Here is a 15,602-nt window from a genome sequence, read left to right as displayed (position 1 = left end):
TTAACGCGGTGTCGTGTTAAACTATTTGGACATAAAGAAGGCTGTCGATACTTTCTCGACAGCCTGAGGCTACCATAGGTAGCCTCAAATAGAGTCATGTTGTTATTCTGGATGTCGGTTCTGAGACAGTAGTAGAGCTCCTAGTAGCAGTATGGCCAATTCCGTCAGTCTAATACTTTATTTTCTCAGTCTACAACTTTATTTTCTTAGTCTAATACTTTATTTTCCGAGTCTAACACTTTATTTTTCAGTCTAATACTTTATTTTCTTTTAACAAGTAGAATTCACCTCAAAGCAAACCTACTCCACCGTAACACTCTTAGCCAAATTTCTCGGCTTATCCACGTCATTGCCTCTGGCGAGGGAAGCGTAGTAGGAGATCAGCTGCAGCGGGACAACGGACAGGGCTGGTGTCAGCACTGGCAGTGTCTTCGGAATGGCGAACAGCTCGTCGACAGACTTGGCAACCTCGACCTCGGAGCCGCTGTTGACGACACCGAATACATGAGCGCCGCGCGCCTTCACTTCCTTGATGTTGCTCAGCGTCTTCTCATACAGCTCTTCCTGCGTGATCAGCGAGATAACTGGGATACCTTCCTCAATCAGCGCAAGCGTACCATGCTTCAGCTCACCAGCTGCATAAGCCTCGGAGTGAATGTAAGAAATCTCCTTCAGCTTAAGCGAGCCTTCCTGCGCGACTGCGTAATCGACACCGCGGCCGATGAAGAACAGGTTGTCATGCTTCGACAGCGACTCAGCGACTTGCTTCAATACAGGAGCCTGCTCCAGGATGCTCTCGACTTGCTCTGGCAGCTTCTCCATCGATGCGATCACTTCTGCAATCCAAGCAGCATCCTTCGTACCCAATGTCTGAGCGAAGAACAGACCTACCAGGTAGAACGCTACGAGCTGCGAGGTATATGCCTTCGTCGAGGCTACCGCAATCTCAGGACCGGCCAGCGTGATGATGACATCATCCGCTTCACGGGCAACGGAGCTTCCGACAACGTTCGTAATGGCCAGTACACGTGCTCCGCAACGCTTCGCTTCACGAAGGGCAGCTAATGTATCTGCAGTCTCACCCGATTGGCTGACTACGACAACTAGCGTATCCGGTGTAATGATTGGGGACCGGTAACGGTACTCCGACGCCACATCCATCTCAACCGGGATGCGAGCCATGCTCTCAATCACCGTCTTACCAACCAGACCAGCGTGGAATGCCGTTCCGCACGCGACGATATGAATGCGGCTAATTCCCTTGATTTGCTCAGCCGTCATGCCAATCTCATTCAGCACGACAGACTTGCTGTCATCCGAGATTCTACCGCGCATCGTGTCGCGATAAGCCTTAGGCTGCTCGTAGATTTCCTTCAGCATGAAGTGATCGAATCCGGCTTTCTCTGCGGTCACCAGATCCCAATCGACATGGAATATTTCCTTGGAAATAATTTGTCCATCCGTCGTCATTAGTTCGACACCATTACGTGTCAGCACAGCCATTTCGCCGTCGTTCAGGATGTACACATCTCTCGTATGCTCGAGAATTGCGGGAATATCCGAGCCAATGAAGTTCTCTCCCTTGCCTACGCCGATGACAAGCGGGCTCGCGAAGCGAACCGCAACGAGACGCTCTGGTTCGAATTCCGTCAATACGCCAAGTGCATAGGCACCGCGCATCCGCTTCACAGCCGCCTGAACAGCCTTCACGATATCGCCCTTATATTCTTCAGCTACAAGGTGTGAGATGACTTCCGTATCTGTCTCCGACACGAATACATGGCCCTTCGCAATCAATTCATCCTTCAGATCCAGATAATTCTCGACAATCCCGTTGTGCACGACAGAGAACTTGTGTGAGTTATCCGTATGCGGATGAGAGTTCACATCTGACGGCTTGCCATGAGTAGCCCAGCGAGTATGTCCAATACCGACAGAGCCTTCAAGCGGCTCCTCGCGCAGCTTGCCCTCCAGGTTCACCAAGCGGCCAATCGACTTCGTAATCTCTAGTCCGTTCTTCGTGAATACGGCAATGCCTGCTGAGTCATAGCCGCGGTACTCGAGCTTCTTCAATCCCTCAATCAGAATATCCTGCGAGTCACGTCCACCAATATATCCAACAATTCCACACATAAGTTAATAGACCTCCGTTATTGGGATAATTCTCCCGCTTAACTGGATGTCCGCAGAATCGCACGGCTTATAAGCACTTATGAGGTTGTCACGCTGACCATCCGTATATCGATGTGGTTAGACCTTAATGTGCCAGCCAGTACGGCGGCATCCAGACATACGGGAGTTCCTAGGTATCATTCAGCTTAATAAAATAGATAACCGGCCTGCATCCGCCGTCCTTCAGACGCGAATCAACAGCTGCCTTTTGCATCCTTGCCGTACGTTTGTCAGATCGGTCGCCCGATCCTTTTGCGTTCTCGGCTATCGGTTGGATGTCATGTACCGGGAGGTCCCCGCCGAACATTTCGAACACCTCCACCTCGTCAGCTTGCCTCGTGACCCTCTCTGGCAGGAAGAAGTCGCCCTCTGCCTCCATCAAGCCATCACAATCGCGCAAGCTCTGGCGCTTGTATTACTCTGTGTAACCTCTTCCCTCGCTTTCCTTCTGGAATGACACTCCACCTATCATATTCATTTTCACCACAATGCGCAACCTTAACGTGCTTAACTACTTCATATTTCCACCAATGGGAGCAGAAGGCCCGTAGGGCGAATCACCCACGAGCCTCCCGCAGCTATATCATTAGACATGTATATGAGTAATAGTATTCCCGATTAACCTAATTCATTCTTAACCACATCAACGATGCGTGACACATAGGCAGCAACTTCATCCTTCTCCGGACCTTCCGCCATGACGCGAATCAGCGATTCCGTTCCGGATGGACGAACGAGCACACGGCCGTTGTCGCCAAGCTCCTCCTCGACCGCCGCTACAGCAGCCTCAATTGCCTTGTTGCCATTGTAGAGCGACTTGTCAGCAACTCGCACATTGACCAGCACCTGTGGGTACTTGCGCATGAGACCCTTGAGCTCACTAAGCTTCTTGCCCGAGGCAACGAGAGTATCCACCAGCTGCAGCGCGGTAAGAATACCATCGCCTGTCGTATTGTAATCCAGGAAGATGACATGACCAGACTGTTCACCACCGAGATTATACCCGCCGCGCCGCATCTCTTCCATCACATACCGATCGCCGACTGCCGTCTGCGCCGTATGCAGCTCAAGCTTCTGTGCCGCCTTGAAAAAACCAATATTACTCATCACCGTCGTAACCACGGTGTCACCCTTCAGCTTCCCAGCCCGCTTCATCGCGTCGCCGCAAATGCACAGAATGAAGTCGCCGTCTACTTCGTCTCCTACATTATCAATGGCGATGAGCCGATCGGCATCGCCATCGAAGGAGAGCCCGAGGTCCGCGCCGTGCTTCAGCACTTGCTCCCTTAAGTATTCCGGATGGGTGGAACCCACTCCTTCATTGATGTTCAGCCCGTCGGGCTCCGCACCGACGGTAATCACTTCCGCACCGAGGTCGCGGAACACGCTCGGTGCCAGCTCATAAGCCGAGCCGTTCGCGCAATCGAGCACGATCTTCATCCCCTCGAAGCGGCCGCTGATCGTCGTCTTCAAGTAGTCGAGGTAGCGAAGCTTCGCCTTCTCATCTACGGTAACCGTGCCAATATCTCCGCCCTCTGGGCGCGGAAGACCGTCTACGACTGCATCGATCAATGCTTCAATCTCAAGCTCCGTGTCGTCGGACAGCTTGAAGCCGTCACCGCCGAAGAACTTAATGCCGTTATCCGCCACAGGGTTGTGAGAGGCGGAGATCATGACGCCTGCATCTGCCTTCAGCTCGCGGATGAGGTAGGCGACTGCCGGTGTTGATACAACGCCGAGGCGCACCACACTTGCCCCGATGGACAACAATCCTGCGATTAGTGCCGATTCCAGCATCGGTCCTGAGATTCGTGTATCGAGGCCGATGACGACCTTAGGCCGATCAGCTTGACCTGCCAGCACGTAACCGCCGCAGCGTCCAATCTTGTAAGCCAGCTCAGGTGTCAGCTCGCGGTTAGCAACCCCGCGCACACCGTCCGTTCCGAAATATTTGCCCATGTAAGTGATACTCCTTCGTGTCGTCATATGTGTTCAATGGTTCCATTATGCCAAGCTTAATCCTTGCTTAAGAAGGGTCAGGCGATTGCCCTGCGCCTGAGCCTGAACCTGAGTCAGAGCCCGAACTCGGTCCGACAGACTCCTCGCCCTCTTCATCTCCGCCAGGCGATGGAGTAGGCTTAGGCGATCCCGAACCTCCCGTTCCTCCTGTGGGAGGCGTAGGTGTCGTCCCTCCGCCGCTTCCGTCTGGAGGCGGTGATCCTATTACCGTACTCTCACTAATATCATATACCGCGGTAAGCGGGCTGCCATCTACTAATTGTATGAAGCGAGGCAGCTTAACGTCAAGGTTAACCGTATGCTTACCCGCTTCAAGCCCGGCAAGATCGGCAATCACTTCTATATCCTGAGCCTGAAGTCCTGCCATCGCACTAGGCGCGCCGCTAACCGTCAGCTGGACCGTGTCTCCAGTCGCATCAGATCGCTTCGCCTTCAGTCCGTCAGCCAGGCCCTTCACTGTAATCTTAATACCCGTGAACGTTCGCTTCTCGAGTGGAACGACATCATAATTCACATCCAGCTCGGCAGGCTCGATCAGCTCAATTCCTTCTAGCGGCAGCATCTTCACCTTCAAGCTGCCCTTGCCTTCCTTCAGCCTCGACAGATCTACGCTCGCTCCGTCATAGACGGACAGCTTGTCCAGCACCTCTTGTGGACCGAATACGGTCACTTCCTCCAAGCTAGGCTGCAGGGAGGCTATACTGAGACCGGCTCCCAGCTTCCCTGTGTAGGAGAGCTGCAGCGGCAGCGTCTTGGACGGCTGCGTAATCGGAACCTCAACCTCTACTGTGCTGGGACTAACGACCGCATTGTCCATCAGCTTCCCTGCCCGGTCGTAGACGACAATAGGAGCACGCTTGTCCACGACCGTCTTGCGTTGCCCTTCTACCTTAACCACAGTGCGTACCGCTCCGACCAGTCCCATCTCATCTCGAGGCAGAGTGACCTTGACCTCGCTAGCGGGAGCCACGACCGGAGTACCCAAGGTATAGCCCTCTGCAGGCTTGCCCTCCGTTCGAACGTCCAGCGCGAACGGCTTCGTCTGAATCTCCTCCAGCTGCACGTTCACGGTGCGAGGAGACAGCTCCAGCAGCTGCAGCCCCTTCGGCAGCTTCACGACAACAGGCAGCTGATGCGAGCCCGCTCCATGATCGCTTAGATCAACCGTGGCGATAATATTCGATTCCTTCGTTGTCGTTAATGCGGACAGCCGCCCTTCAACCATGACGCGGACGACCGTTGGCTCCATGATGCTTAAGGCGTACTTGGATTCATCCAGTCCAACCGTCTGAACCTGTACCGCTTCGAACACTCTCGATTCGGTTGGAGCAGTAGCGACTGCTGGAGATTCCGGGTCGAAGTGCACAACAGCCCAGAGCAAGAGGCCAAGCACGACAGAGATGACCTTGAGAGCCGTAGGATGAGTCAGCCACTTATCCATGCTGATCCCCCTTCCGCTTCCAGATCGAAGACACCTTAACCCGTGCCTTGCTCTTCGATCCAGCATCCTTAGTCAGCTCTTCATGCAGCTTGGAGATGAGCGATTCTTCCTTAATATCCCGCACGATCATGCCGTTCAGCGCAAGCGACACCTGGCCTGTCTCCTCCGAGACAACAACCGATACCGCATCGCTAACCTCACTTACCCCAATCGCCGCACGATGCCTCGTTCCCAGCTCCTTGCTAATGAATGGGTTCTCAGACAGCGGCAGATAGCACCCTGCTGCCATGATCTGATTCCCTCTTATCATAACCGCTCCGTCGTGGAGCGGGGTGTTAGGTGTGAAAATATTAATCAAAAGCTCAGACGTAATCCTCGACTCCATCGGAATACCCGATTCAATGAGCTCATTCACGCCAGTCTTGCGCTCGAATACAATCAGCGCCCCAATCTGCCGCGAAGCCATGTACTGCACGGCCTTAATGACCTCGCCAATCGGCTCGCTGACGACGTCCCGCTCCAGCAGCGACGAGCGTCCGAAGAAGTTGCCACGTCCAAGCTGCTCCAGTGCTCGTCTGAGCTCAGGCTGGAACAGAATGAGCACCGTCACGATCCCGAAGGTGAACATCTGATTCATCAGCCACTTCAGCGTGAACAAGTTGAACCAGGTCGACAGCGCCCAAGTAATGACGAGCACGAAGATCCCCTTGAGCAGCTGTACGGCACGTGTTCCGCGTACGAGCAGAATCATTTTGTAGATAATGAAGCTTACGATACCGACATCAATAATATCCTTAATCCAGCCTTGCCAACTTAACTCTGCAAAATAGCTCATAAGCGGGCCCCCACCAACCAATAGCGCATGTATTTATATAATCGGAATGTTAACCTTATTCTTTTCTAGAAGAGGGAATGGAAATCCTGTTACGGTCACATATATTGTTCCATAAAAGAAAAAGCCCCCGCGCACGGAGGCAATATCCATCATTGAGCCAGACCGCTGACCGTCTCCGTTACCTTATACCATATCCAGTCAAGCGCTTGATCAATCGTTCGGCTCTGTCCTGCAATGTACCCTGTTGAAGCGAGGTTCAGTGAGCCGTCTATGACCGTCACATTGCCTTCCACTTCTCCTTGTACATTGGCTGACCCGTTCTTAATGACAAGATTGCCGTTCACCTGTGCGCCCACTGGGACAGTGACGGTATTCCCTTCAATTACGACTTGATGGAGATCCTCTCCGGATACGGTGAGTTGTGAATCCTGCTCCCACATGGAGACGAAGCTGCCAAGCATAACTAGGACGAATACAGCGGCAGCGGTAATACCAGGATGTCTAGAGATCGCGCGGACGAACCCGCGTCTTCGCTTCGGCTTCGGCAGTCCGCTCATAATTCGCTGAGTCAGCTCAGCAGATGCGCTGCCGGTTATATCTAATGGATTCGCAGCCATTGCGGCATACGTGAAGGCTTCCGTACGCTCCAGCTGTTCGAATCTTGCACGACAAGCAGGACATGCTTCGATATGGCTGTTCAGTTCAGCCCTATCTTCACGAGGCAGCTCGCCGTCAATATAATCATGTATCCACACCATGGCGACGTTGCAGTTCATAGCAGCCAGTCCTTTCTTCCCTTGCTTCAGGCATGTTAACTCAGTATAGGATACGTATGAGCACGTTAGGATGTTTCATTTTTTTGCACAGATGCACGTTGTGGTATGGCCTAGCTGCTACAGCTTGTGCTCAAGCTTCTTCCTTAGGAACTCCCGCCCTCGGTGCACGCGGGTCTTGATCGTCGTTACCGGCATATCGAGCACATCGCTAATCTCCTGGAGCGACATATCCTGTATGTATCTCAGCATCATGACAGACTTATACTTAGGCGGCAGCGATCCTATCGCTCCGTGAATAATTCGCTGGGTCTCTGTGAGGAGAGCTTCACTCTCAGGCGTACGGTTATCGCTTGGAATCATCGAATACCCGTCGAGCCCTTCATGATCATTCGACTCCGCATCCAGGGAATAGACTGGCTTCCTCTTGCGCAGGCGGTCGATACATAGGTTCGTAGCAATTCGGTAGATCCAGGTGGAGAACTTCAAGCTGTCATCGTAGCGGTCGAGATTCTTGTAGACGCGCAAGAACGTATCCTGGACGACATCCTCCGCTTCCTGACGGTTGTTCAACATGCGGTAGGCCATATGGAACAGCTTGTCCTGGTACAGGCCTACAAGCTCTCCGAAGGCTCTCTGATCTCCCTTAAGAGCCAGACGGGCCAGGCGCGCCTCTAATACATTCACCGTAATTCCTCCAAACCTGCAGGGTACAACTATATCCAATCTATTATATACTTCCTTGCTCATTCCAGCAAACGTTATCCACATGTGGACATCCAGACGCAAGAACAGCGCAGCTCATACCCTGATCGGGCAGCCGCGCTGTGTATAGGAGGGATAAGCTGTTGATACAAGGCAGGCTGAGCAGCCAGTCGCCGTCTTCTAAGCAGTTATAGTCCTCCCCCTCCTGCGACTGTCCCCAGCCGCTTCACACGCTCCATTAGGCGTTCATCACCTTATCCACAAATTCATTAATCGTGCTCGTCGGAATCGCGAAGCCGATCCCTTGCGCCTGAGCATTCACTGCTGAATTAATGCCAATCACCTCTCCGCTGTCATTCATGAGCGGGCCGCCGGAATTGCCGGGATTAATGGAAGCATCGGTCTGAAGCAGATGATAATAACTCGTCTCGCCACCCTCGCTGGCAATCGTAATGGGGCGTTCCTTCGCACTTAGAACTCCTACCGTAATCGTCTGATCCAGTCCGTAAGGATTGCCGATTGCGGCAACCCAGTCGCCTATCTCCGTGTTGTCCGAATTGCCCATGGCAAGCGTAGGGAACGGCTTAGCGCCCTCAACCTTAATCATCGCCAGATCCTTATCCGGGGCCGAGCCAACGACCTTAGCCTGAAGCGGCTCGTCGTACCCCTCAACCGTAACCCGAATGTCCACCGCATCGGCGATGACATGGTGATTCGTCAGGATATACCCCTCCTCCTTGAAAATAAACCCAGTACCCGAGCCGCTTAGCTGCAAATTCCCCGGCTGAGCTTGCTCGCCGCTGCTCTCGCCTCCGTCTTCGAAGAAGGGTGCGAAGAAGGAATCCGACTGCCCCAATCCGCGCTGCTGGGGCTGCTTATACGTCTCGATCTTCACAATGGCCGGGGTGGCCTTCGAGTAGATCCCCGCTATGTCATCCATTGGTGCTGACGCGGTCTTCACCCCTGCCTGCCCGTTCGCGGCTATGCTCGCTCCATTCTCGGTGCCGCCTTCAGAAGTCAGGCCTCCGGTGAACCAGCTTCCTCTATCCGCCATATACATGAGGCTGCCGACGACAAGGGCTCCTGCAAGGAAGGACGCGACTATGGACTTCAGCGGTGACCTGCGCCGCTTGGAGGAAGGTGTCTGATTGTTGCTTCGTGCTTCATAAGTGCGTCTATATGATAATTGCTGCTCTGTTCCTTGCGATGAGGCTGCTCCGTAAGGCCCATAAGTATAATAGGTCGTCTGCCCTGGCTCACTCGCTCCTTGCGGGGTTGCTTGCTCAGCTTCCTGTGCTTCCAGCTGCTCACCTGGGTTAAGCTTAGCGTTCATCTCTCTATCGTTCATGGCTGATTCCTCCTTAAGGGTTATTCGTTCATCCTTATGCTCTCATCATGAAGCACCTACCTTAAAGTAAACTTAAGCCACCTATAAATAAACATAAGAAAAAAACCCGGCCTTCATCAGCAACCATAGTCGCTAATGAATCCGGGCTTGTTCCGTTGTATGTTCGTCTATTGCTCTATTGCCAACCTGCCACGCCGCATCGTCTACGGCTCATATGAAGCTTCCTAGAGATGCTGTGCAGTGAGCCAGTAAGTAAGCACTCGCCAATTATACCGGCACTGCTGTCACCTTAATCCTAGACATTAGCCCGTATTACGGAGGCCAGCTGCTATACCGTTAATCGTCAGCAGCACTTCACGCAGCAGCTCAGGAGCGTCTTCACCCTGCTCACGCAGGTCACGCAGCTCAGCCAGCAGCTGCACTTGCATGTAGCTCAGCGGATCTACGTACGGGTTGCGGAGTCGAATAGACTCTTGAATGACCGGAACATTATCGAGAATCTCATCTTGGCCGGTAATCTGCAGAATCAGGTCAGACGTCAGCTTGTACTCCCCTTCAATCTGCTGGAAGATTCGGTCGCGGATCGACTTGTCCGTAATCATGTCTGCATATTCCTTAGCGATGATGAGGTCTGCCTTCGCCAGCGCCATCTGCAGATTATCAATCAGCGAAGTGAAGAACGGGAACTGCCCGTACATCGTCTTCAGCATCTCCAGATGGTCTGCCTTCCCTTGCACATAGCCTTGCAGCGCTGTTCCAGCCGCATACCAGGCAGGGAGCAGATAACGGCTCTGCGTCCAAGCGAATACCCAAGGTATCGCACGCAGATCCTCGAACCGGTCACTTCCCTTGCGCTTCGACGGCCTTGAGCCGATGTTCAGCTCGCCAACCTCAGGAAGCGGTGTCGATTCCTTGAAGAACGTCATGAAGTCCGGGTCTCGGAAAATAAGGTCCTGATACTTCGTCAGCGCCGTCTCCGATATGCTTCGCGACACTTCCTCCCACTCCGCAATCGCCTGAGGCTCCTCTTGCGGATACTTCGCCAATCTGGCCGCCGTAATGAGCGCCCAGGTTGCTTGCTCCAAGCTGCGATAGGCAATGCCTTGCATGGAATAACGTGAAGACAGCACCTCACCCTGCTCGGTGATCTTAATGCCACCGCCAACCGTATGAGGAGGCTGCGCCAATATACTCCGGTTCAGCGGCATTCCACCGCGGCCAAGAGCTCCGCCTCGCCCGTGGAAGAACTTCAGCTTCACATCGTATTGCTTCGCTGCCGCGGTAATCTCGTTCAGCGCCACTCGAAGCTCCCAGTTCGCCGTCACGACTCCGCCGTCCTTGTTGCTGTCCGAGTAGCCCAGCATGATCTCATGCAGGTTGCCTCGCGCCTCTACCGCCTTGCGATAGACTGGCAGCTCGAACAGCTGCTTCATAATCTCAGGTGCGGCATGGAGATCGTCAATCGTCTCGAAGAGCGGGACCGATTGCAGCGTACAGCGCACGGTACCGTCGGCTTCCTGACGGAACAGGCCGACTTCCTTCGCGAACACCATGACTTCGAGCATGTCGCTGGCGCCTTGCGTCATCGAGATCAGGTAGCTGGAGATACAATTGTCACCGAACTCCTGCTGCGCCTTGTAGATCGTCTGATATACATCCAGACACTCCCTAGTAGAGTCCGTATAATCCAGATGGCTCGATGTAAGCGGACGTGGATCACTAAGCAGCCCGCCGAGCAGCTTAGTCTTCTCTTCCTCCGTGAGGGAGGCATAATCACTCACGATGTTCATCTTGGCTAGAATCTCAGCCATTGCATTCTCATGCTCTTGGCTATGCTGGCGAACATCCAGCGCAGCCAGATGGAAGCCGAATAGCTCGACCTGACGGACAAGCTTGGCGATATGAGTATCTGCCGCGTAGTCGGCATAATGATGGCGAAGGCTTCGGTCAATGATGAGCAGATCCTCGAGCAGCTCCGAAGGGCTGTTGTAGCGCATCGGCGAGCCCTTGAGCGAACCGCCGCGGGTATTGGCCAGCTTCTCCAGCATGAAGCCCAGCTTAATCCGGTAAGGCTCCTTCACGTTGCGCCACAGCTCGATACACTTCAGCTCGACATGCTCTCGGTCCTTGCGGATAGATTCAACAAGCTCCTCCGTCACTTCGACGATATTCGTAGAGAAGCTAAGCAGATTCATCAGCTCGTTGATCTTCTCTTCGTACTTCGTCAGGACGAGCTCACGGTGCATCGTTAACGTCTCCCAAGTGATGCGAGCCGTCACCGATGGATTACCGTCACGGTCCCCGCCAATCCAAGAGCCGAAGCGCAGGTAGCTAGGAGCATGCCACTTCTTGCCTGGATAGTACTTGGCCAGGTTGCGCTCAAGCTCCTCGTATACCGACGGCATCACTTCGAATAGCGTCTCATCGAAGTAGTACAGCCCGTTGCGCACTTCATCAATAACTGTCGGCTTGCGGTCACGAAGCTCGTCCGTCTGCCACAGAATAAGCACTTCGTTAAGCAGCTTCTCTCGCAGCTTCTCCCGCTCACGATTCGTCAATGAAGGGTTGTCCAGCTCAATGACATCCTCGGCAATCCGCTGATGAATATCAAGCACAGCTCGCCGTGTTGCTTCCGTCGGATGAGCCGTCATGACTAGCTCAAGCGAGATTCCGCTTAGAATATCGGATACATCATCCTCTGAGATATTCAGATCCTTAAGCTCTTGCACTGCGCTCTCGATAGAGCCGCGCTGGACAGCTTCACCCGTAGAGCGATCATAGTCACGCTTCCGTCTTACCCGGTGATTCTGCTCCGCAATGTTCACTAGCTGGAAGTAGATGGCGAAGGCGCGAATGACCTGGTGACGATTCTCCGGCGTAAGCGTGGAGATGGTCGTCTTGAATTGCTCGTACAGCTCTGGAATGAATTCCGCACGAAGCGCTTTACTCGTTTCACGAATCTGTTCAACAATGTCTAGCAGCTCTCGTCCACCTTGATGAACAAGGACCTCACCTAGAATATTGCCTAGAAAGCGGACATCCCGACGCAGCAAGTTGTTCGATTGCGGCCGGTTCGTCGTTGTCACGGTCGATGCAGCTTGTTCCGACATTTGAATCCTCCTTAAGGTTTTCCGAAGGAAAACCTACTTCGTAAGCATTGGCTTAGGTTTTCCGAAGGAAAACCTACTTCGTAAGCATTGTAGCCCTTCACAGCACGACACTATGAGTGCATGAGACGGCAATTGATGAAGCACTTCTATCGTCCCTAAAAACGACACATTTTCACTATGTACCATCATACTACAAAACGACACATCGTTGAAGCCCTGGCACAGAATGTGCTAAACGAAATTGTTAGTTGTTCACATGTAATAAATTTCCTATAAAAATCTTCCCTAATTATGGAACTTCCTGTAGAATAGTGTCGAACATCATGAATGTGAGTTATTCCTCCAGCCGATGGAGAATGTATGGGGAGAAGAGAACAGGATGAAGAAGAAATTAGTTGCAGCAGCAGGAGTACTAGCGATTGTTACCAGTTCAATGGCGGTTGGAGCTTATGGGGCTACTAACCTTGAAGCCATTAAGGCGTATCTGAACAAGGGAATCACCTTCAAGGTGGATGGCGACACTTGGGAAGCCAAGGATCAATCTGGCAAAAAAATCTATCCCATCTCCTATAACAATACGACTTACCTTCCTGTAAGAGCAATTGGGGAAGCACTGGATGTTGAGATTGGCTGGGATCAAGCGACGAAGACCGTATCCGTCAACAGCGGCTACCTCGGTCTTCCGGATGCTGGCCTAGTGTTCGAGAATGGAGAGCTTACAGGCAAGGCGGGCGATTACTCCCTTGCTGTTGACGTAGGCAATGATTCGGGAAGAGATTATAAGAAGGTCGGAATTACGGCTTACTTCTACAGCGGAGACGATGAGATCGGTATAGCTAGCGGTGTTATTGAGAACATCGGTGATGGCGAGATGAAGCTGGCTAACCTTAAGACCTCTGATGACATTGCCGATTACGATGATGTTGTTATCTATGTAGATTACGCTTATTAATACAATCAAGATCACCTTAAGTAAGGAGCTGCAGTCCTCAAGGCTGCAGCTCCTTCTTCTATGATGAAGCATAAAAAACCCGTCACTGCGAGCAGCGACGGGCATCAGATACATTATTGGAATTAGTGGTCGGGACGACACGATTTGAACATGCGACCCCCTGGTCCCAAACCAGGTGCTCTACCAAGCTGAGCTACGTCCCGTGGATAAGTTCGGCAATAAAAAAAGCCTAAGCTTAAGGCTTAAAGATAATGAATGGAGCGGGTGATGGGAATCGAACCCACGCTATCAGCTTGGAAGGCTGAAGTTCTACCATTGAACTACACCCGCATAATAAGTGGTCGGGACGACACGATTTGAACATGCGACCCCCTGGTCCCAAACCAGGTGCTCTACCAAGCTGAGCTACGTCCCGACAATATTATACTCACTTGTGAAAAATAAATGGCGTGCCCTGAGAGATTCGAACTCCCGGCCTTTTGATTCGTAGTCAAACGCTCTATCCAGCTGAGCTAAGGGCACATGGAGCGGAAGACGGGAATCGAACCCGCGACCCTCGCCTTGGCAAGGCGATGCTCTACCGCTGAGCCACTTCCGCACATAATCTGCGTTGTTGCTGTCAGGTATTTCTCAACAGCGACAAGTAATAATATATCACCTTTCCTAGACGAATGCAACTGTTTTTTTAATAAATTTTTAAAGTTTTTTCTCTACTATAAATTAGGCCTGAAAAAGTTACTACTTAGATACCAACTCGCTAGCTGACCAATAAGCACTTTATACCCTATCCACGCTCGCATGACCTCGCTAGCTAATCTAAAAAACTAAATTGTCCACTCAGCACCCCGTAGCGGGAGAGCTAGCCGCTGACATCGATCGGCGCTATTCGCTGGAGCAGATGCCAGAGGCTAGGACATTTTAGTTTCTAAAGATACTAAGTAGTAACTAAATAAAGGCTTAAATGACTTGCTATGCTTACTGCCTGCAGCTGTAAAACCGCATCATATTAGGTACATAAGGCTGCTGCCCGCCCTAATGGCCATACAGCCTTCTGATTGCCCATATCAGGCGGCGTTCCCCTCGGTTGGTTCTTAAAGATACTGGAGCCCCTCTGCAGAGCTCTCTGTAAGGCGCTGCCTATAGGCAGCGAACATGGTGTGGGGCTGTGACTCTGTACTCAACAAGGAGACACTCTACAGCCTTCTACAGATGCCTCATATTGCATAGGCAGTTACGGATATAGGCTTAATTATTAATATGTACAATTAACGCCTGCATACGAATCACTCACATTATGTACAAAAAACCTTCAGAGCTATATCGCTCCGAAGGTCGTGTCGTTAAGTATGGTGCGCGTAGAGGGACTTGAACCCCCACGGTCGCCCGCCAGATCCTAAGTCTGGTGCGTCTGCCAATTCCGCCATACGCGCATGGGTGAAACTTATTATTACCTTTACAATACTAACTTGCCGAGGACATGTTGTCAAGCTAATGTCCTATCCAACATCTGAGAAGATGGTGCGCGTAGAGGGACTTGAACCCCCACGGTCGCCCGCCAGATCCTAAGTCTGGTGCGTCTGCCAATTCCGCCATACGCGCGTGGATGTGTTAGTACATAAATGGTGAGCCATGTAGGACTCGAACCTACGACACCCTGATTAAAAGTCAGGTGCTCTACCAACTGAGCTAATGGCTCTCAATGAAGAGAATGGCTGGGGATTCAGGGATCGAACCTGAGAATGACGGAGTCAAAGTCCGTTGCCTTACCGCTTGGCTAATCCCCAGCGTTATGGTGGACGCTGACGGGATCGAACCGCCGACCCTCTGCTTGTAAGGCAGATGCTCTCCCAGCTGAGCTAAGCGTCCATATGTGACTAACCAATACATGATGTAATGGAAGTGGGTAGTGGTGACCCGTAGGGGACTCGAACCCCTGTTACCTCCGTGAAAGGGAGGTGTCTTAACCACTTGACCAACGGGCCTTAATAAGAAAGATACTGGAGCTCTCAACCGGGATCGAACCGGTGACCTCATCCTTACCATGGATGCACTCTACCTACTGAGCTATGAGAGCATTATGGCTCCCCGAACAGGACTCGAACCTGTGACAACTCGATTAACAGTCGAGTGCTCTACCAACTGAGCTATCAGGGAACGATAGGAACCAGACATTCATTCAAGGTATTGTACCCTGAAAACTGGATGCGAAAGCGATGAGTGCTGAAGTCATCTTAAAGTCTTACATAG

Annotated in this window: 10 protein-coding genes and 13 tRNA genes; 1 reads left to right on the top strand and 22 read right to left on the bottom strand. The window is 52.2% G+C overall.

Features of this window, described 5'->3' with window-relative positions; all coding sequences use genetic code 11:
- Positions 1-300 precede the first annotated feature (300 nt).
- The 9 genes from glmS to ppc all read right to left on the bottom strand — a co-directional run bounded on the left by glmS (position 301) and on the right by ppc (position 12,403).
- Positions 301-2,133 (bottom strand): glutamine--fructose-6-phosphate transaminase (isomerizing), encoded by a 1,833-nt coding sequence (gene glmS / locus ACFO9Q_RS22130; protein WP_379185749.1) that lies wholly within the window; start codon positions 2,131-2,133, stop codon positions 301-303.
- 169 nt (positions 2,134-2,302) lie between these two features.
- On the bottom strand, positions 2,303-2,572 hold the full coding sequence (locus ACFO9Q_RS22125; RefSeq protein WP_379185748.1) for a hypothetical protein: 270 nt from the start codon (positions 2,570-2,572) through the stop codon (positions 2,303-2,305).
- Positions 2,573-2,790: 218 nt separating this feature from the next.
- Positions 2,791-4,131 carry a phosphoglucosamine mutase gene (gene glmM, locus ACFO9Q_RS22120; protein ID WP_379185747.1) on the bottom strand — a complete coding sequence of 447 codons (1,341 nt, stop codon included), beginning with the start codon at positions 4,129-4,131 and terminating at the stop codon, positions 2,791-2,793.
- 67 nt (positions 4,132-4,198) lie between these two features.
- Positions 4,199-5,632, bottom strand: coding sequence for a YbbR-like domain-containing protein (locus ACFO9Q_RS22115; RefSeq protein ID WP_379185746.1), 1,434 nt, complete (start codon positions 5,630-5,632; stop codon positions 4,199-4,201).
- Positions 5,625-6,467 carry a diadenylate cyclase CdaA gene (cdaA, locus tag ACFO9Q_RS22110; protein WP_379185745.1) on the bottom strand — a complete coding sequence of 281 codons (843 nt, stop codon included), beginning with the start codon at positions 6,465-6,467 and terminating at the stop codon, positions 5,625-5,627. Before cdaA ends, ACFO9Q_RS22115 begins: the two co-directional genes overlap by 8 nt.
- A gap of 149 nt (positions 6,468-6,616) precedes the next feature.
- Complete coding sequence (locus ACFO9Q_RS22105) at positions 6,617-7,243, bottom strand: zf-HC2 domain-containing protein (RefSeq protein WP_379185744.1); 627 nt, start codon at positions 7,241-7,243, stop codon at positions 6,617-6,619.
- A 117-nt stretch (positions 7,244-7,360) separates the two neighbouring features.
- Entirely contained in the window at positions 7,361-7,927 is a 567-nt protein-coding gene (sigW, locus tag ACFO9Q_RS22100; RefSeq protein ID WP_379185743.1) for an RNA polymerase sigma factor SigW, read from the bottom strand.
- A 256-nt stretch (positions 7,928-8,183) separates the two neighbouring features.
- Positions 8,184-9,293: a S1C family serine protease gene (locus tag ACFO9Q_RS22095; RefSeq protein ID WP_379185742.1), complete on the bottom strand. Its 1,110-nt coding sequence runs from the start codon at positions 9,291-9,293 to the stop codon at positions 8,184-8,186.
- A gap of 302 nt (positions 9,294-9,595) precedes the next feature.
- A complete protein-coding gene (gene ppc, locus ACFO9Q_RS22090) occupies positions 9,596-12,403 on the bottom strand; it encodes a phosphoenolpyruvate carboxylase (RefSeq protein ID WP_379185741.1) in 2,808 nt (935 codons plus the stop codon).
- A 379-nt stretch (positions 12,404-12,782) separates the two neighbouring features.
- Between ppc and ACFO9Q_RS22085 the strand changes: the two genes are divergently transcribed.
- Positions 12,783-13,355, top strand: coding sequence for a stalk domain-containing protein (locus tag ACFO9Q_RS22085; protein WP_379185740.1), 573 nt, complete (start codon positions 12,783-12,785; stop codon positions 13,353-13,355).
- A gap of 126 nt (positions 13,356-13,481) precedes the next feature.
- Here ACFO9Q_RS22085 and ACFO9Q_RS22080 read toward each other — a convergent pair.
- The 13 genes from ACFO9Q_RS22080 to ACFO9Q_RS22020 form a co-directional block, all read right to left on the bottom strand.
- A tRNA-Pro gene (locus tag ACFO9Q_RS22080) sits at positions 13,482-13,558 on the bottom strand.
- Between the two features lie 53 nt (positions 13,559-13,611).
- Positions 13,612-13,685, bottom strand: a tRNA-Gly gene (locus tag ACFO9Q_RS22075).
- A gap of 8 nt (positions 13,686-13,693) precedes the next feature.
- Positions 13,694-13,770: transfer RNA gene (locus ACFO9Q_RS22070), tRNA-Pro, on the bottom strand.
- Positions 13,771-13,800: 30 nt separating this feature from the next.
- Positions 13,801-13,877, bottom strand: a tRNA-Arg gene (locus ACFO9Q_RS22065).
- Position 13,878: 1 nt separating this feature from the next.
- A tRNA-Gly gene (locus ACFO9Q_RS22060) sits at positions 13,879-13,953 on the bottom strand.
- Between the two features lie 749 nt (positions 13,954-14,702).
- A tRNA-Leu gene (locus tag ACFO9Q_RS22055) sits at positions 14,703-14,785 on the bottom strand.
- Between the two features lie 86 nt (positions 14,786-14,871).
- Positions 14,872-14,954 (bottom strand) — tRNA-Leu (locus tag ACFO9Q_RS22050).
- Between the two features lie 21 nt (positions 14,955-14,975).
- Positions 14,976-15,051: transfer RNA gene (locus ACFO9Q_RS22045), tRNA-Lys, on the bottom strand.
- 13 nt (positions 15,052-15,064) lie between these two features.
- Positions 15,065-15,139, bottom strand: a tRNA-Gln gene (locus tag ACFO9Q_RS22040).
- A gap of 6 nt (positions 15,140-15,145) precedes the next feature.
- A tRNA-Val gene (locus ACFO9Q_RS22035) sits at positions 15,146-15,221 on the bottom strand.
- A gap of 41 nt (positions 15,222-15,262) precedes the next feature.
- Positions 15,263-15,337, bottom strand: a tRNA-Glu gene (locus ACFO9Q_RS22030).
- A 16-nt stretch (positions 15,338-15,353) separates the two neighbouring features.
- A tRNA-Thr gene (locus ACFO9Q_RS22025) sits at positions 15,354-15,429 on the bottom strand.
- A gap of 4 nt (positions 15,430-15,433) precedes the next feature.
- Positions 15,434-15,509, bottom strand: a tRNA-Asn gene (locus ACFO9Q_RS22020).
- Positions 15,510-15,602 lie beyond the last annotated feature (93 nt).

It is taken from the genome of Paenibacillus sp. GCM10023252 (genome assembly GCF_042653305.1).
Taxonomy (GTDB): domain Bacteria; phylum Bacillota; class Bacilli; order Paenibacillales; family Paenibacillaceae; genus Pristimantibacillus.
Note: the sequence above shows the minus strand (reverse complement) of the source record. Positions and strands in the feature narration are given on the sequence as shown.

Coding starts and splice junctions, on each gene's coding strand:
- glmS (WP_379185749.1), bottom strand. CDS start 2,133: ATGTGTGGAATTGTTGGATATATTGGTGGACGTGACTCGCAGGATATT.
- glmM (WP_379185747.1), bottom strand. CDS start 4,131: ATGGGCAAATATTTCGGAACGGACGGTGTGCGCGGGGTTGCTAACCGC.
- ACFO9Q_RS22115 (WP_379185746.1), bottom strand. CDS start 5,632: ATGGATAAGTGGCTGACTCATCCTACGGCTCTCAAGGTCATCTCTGTC.
- cdaA (WP_379185745.1), bottom strand. CDS start 6,467: ATGAGCTATTTTGCAGAGTTAAGTTGGCAAGGCTGGATTAAGGATATT.
- ACFO9Q_RS22105 (WP_379185744.1), bottom strand. CDS start 7,243: ATGAACTGCAACGTCGCCATGGTGTGGATACATGATTATATTGACGGC.
- ACFO9Q_RS22095 (WP_379185742.1), bottom strand. CDS start 9,293: ATGAACGATAGAGAGATGAACGCTAAGCTTAACCCAGGTGAGCAGCTG.
- ppc (WP_379185741.1), bottom strand. CDS start 12,403: ATGTCGGAACAAGCTGCATCGACCGTGACAACGACGAACCGGCCGCAA.
- ACFO9Q_RS22085 (WP_379185740.1), top strand. CDS start 12,783: ATGAAGAAGAAATTAGTTGCAGCAGCAGGAGTACTAGCGATTGTTACC.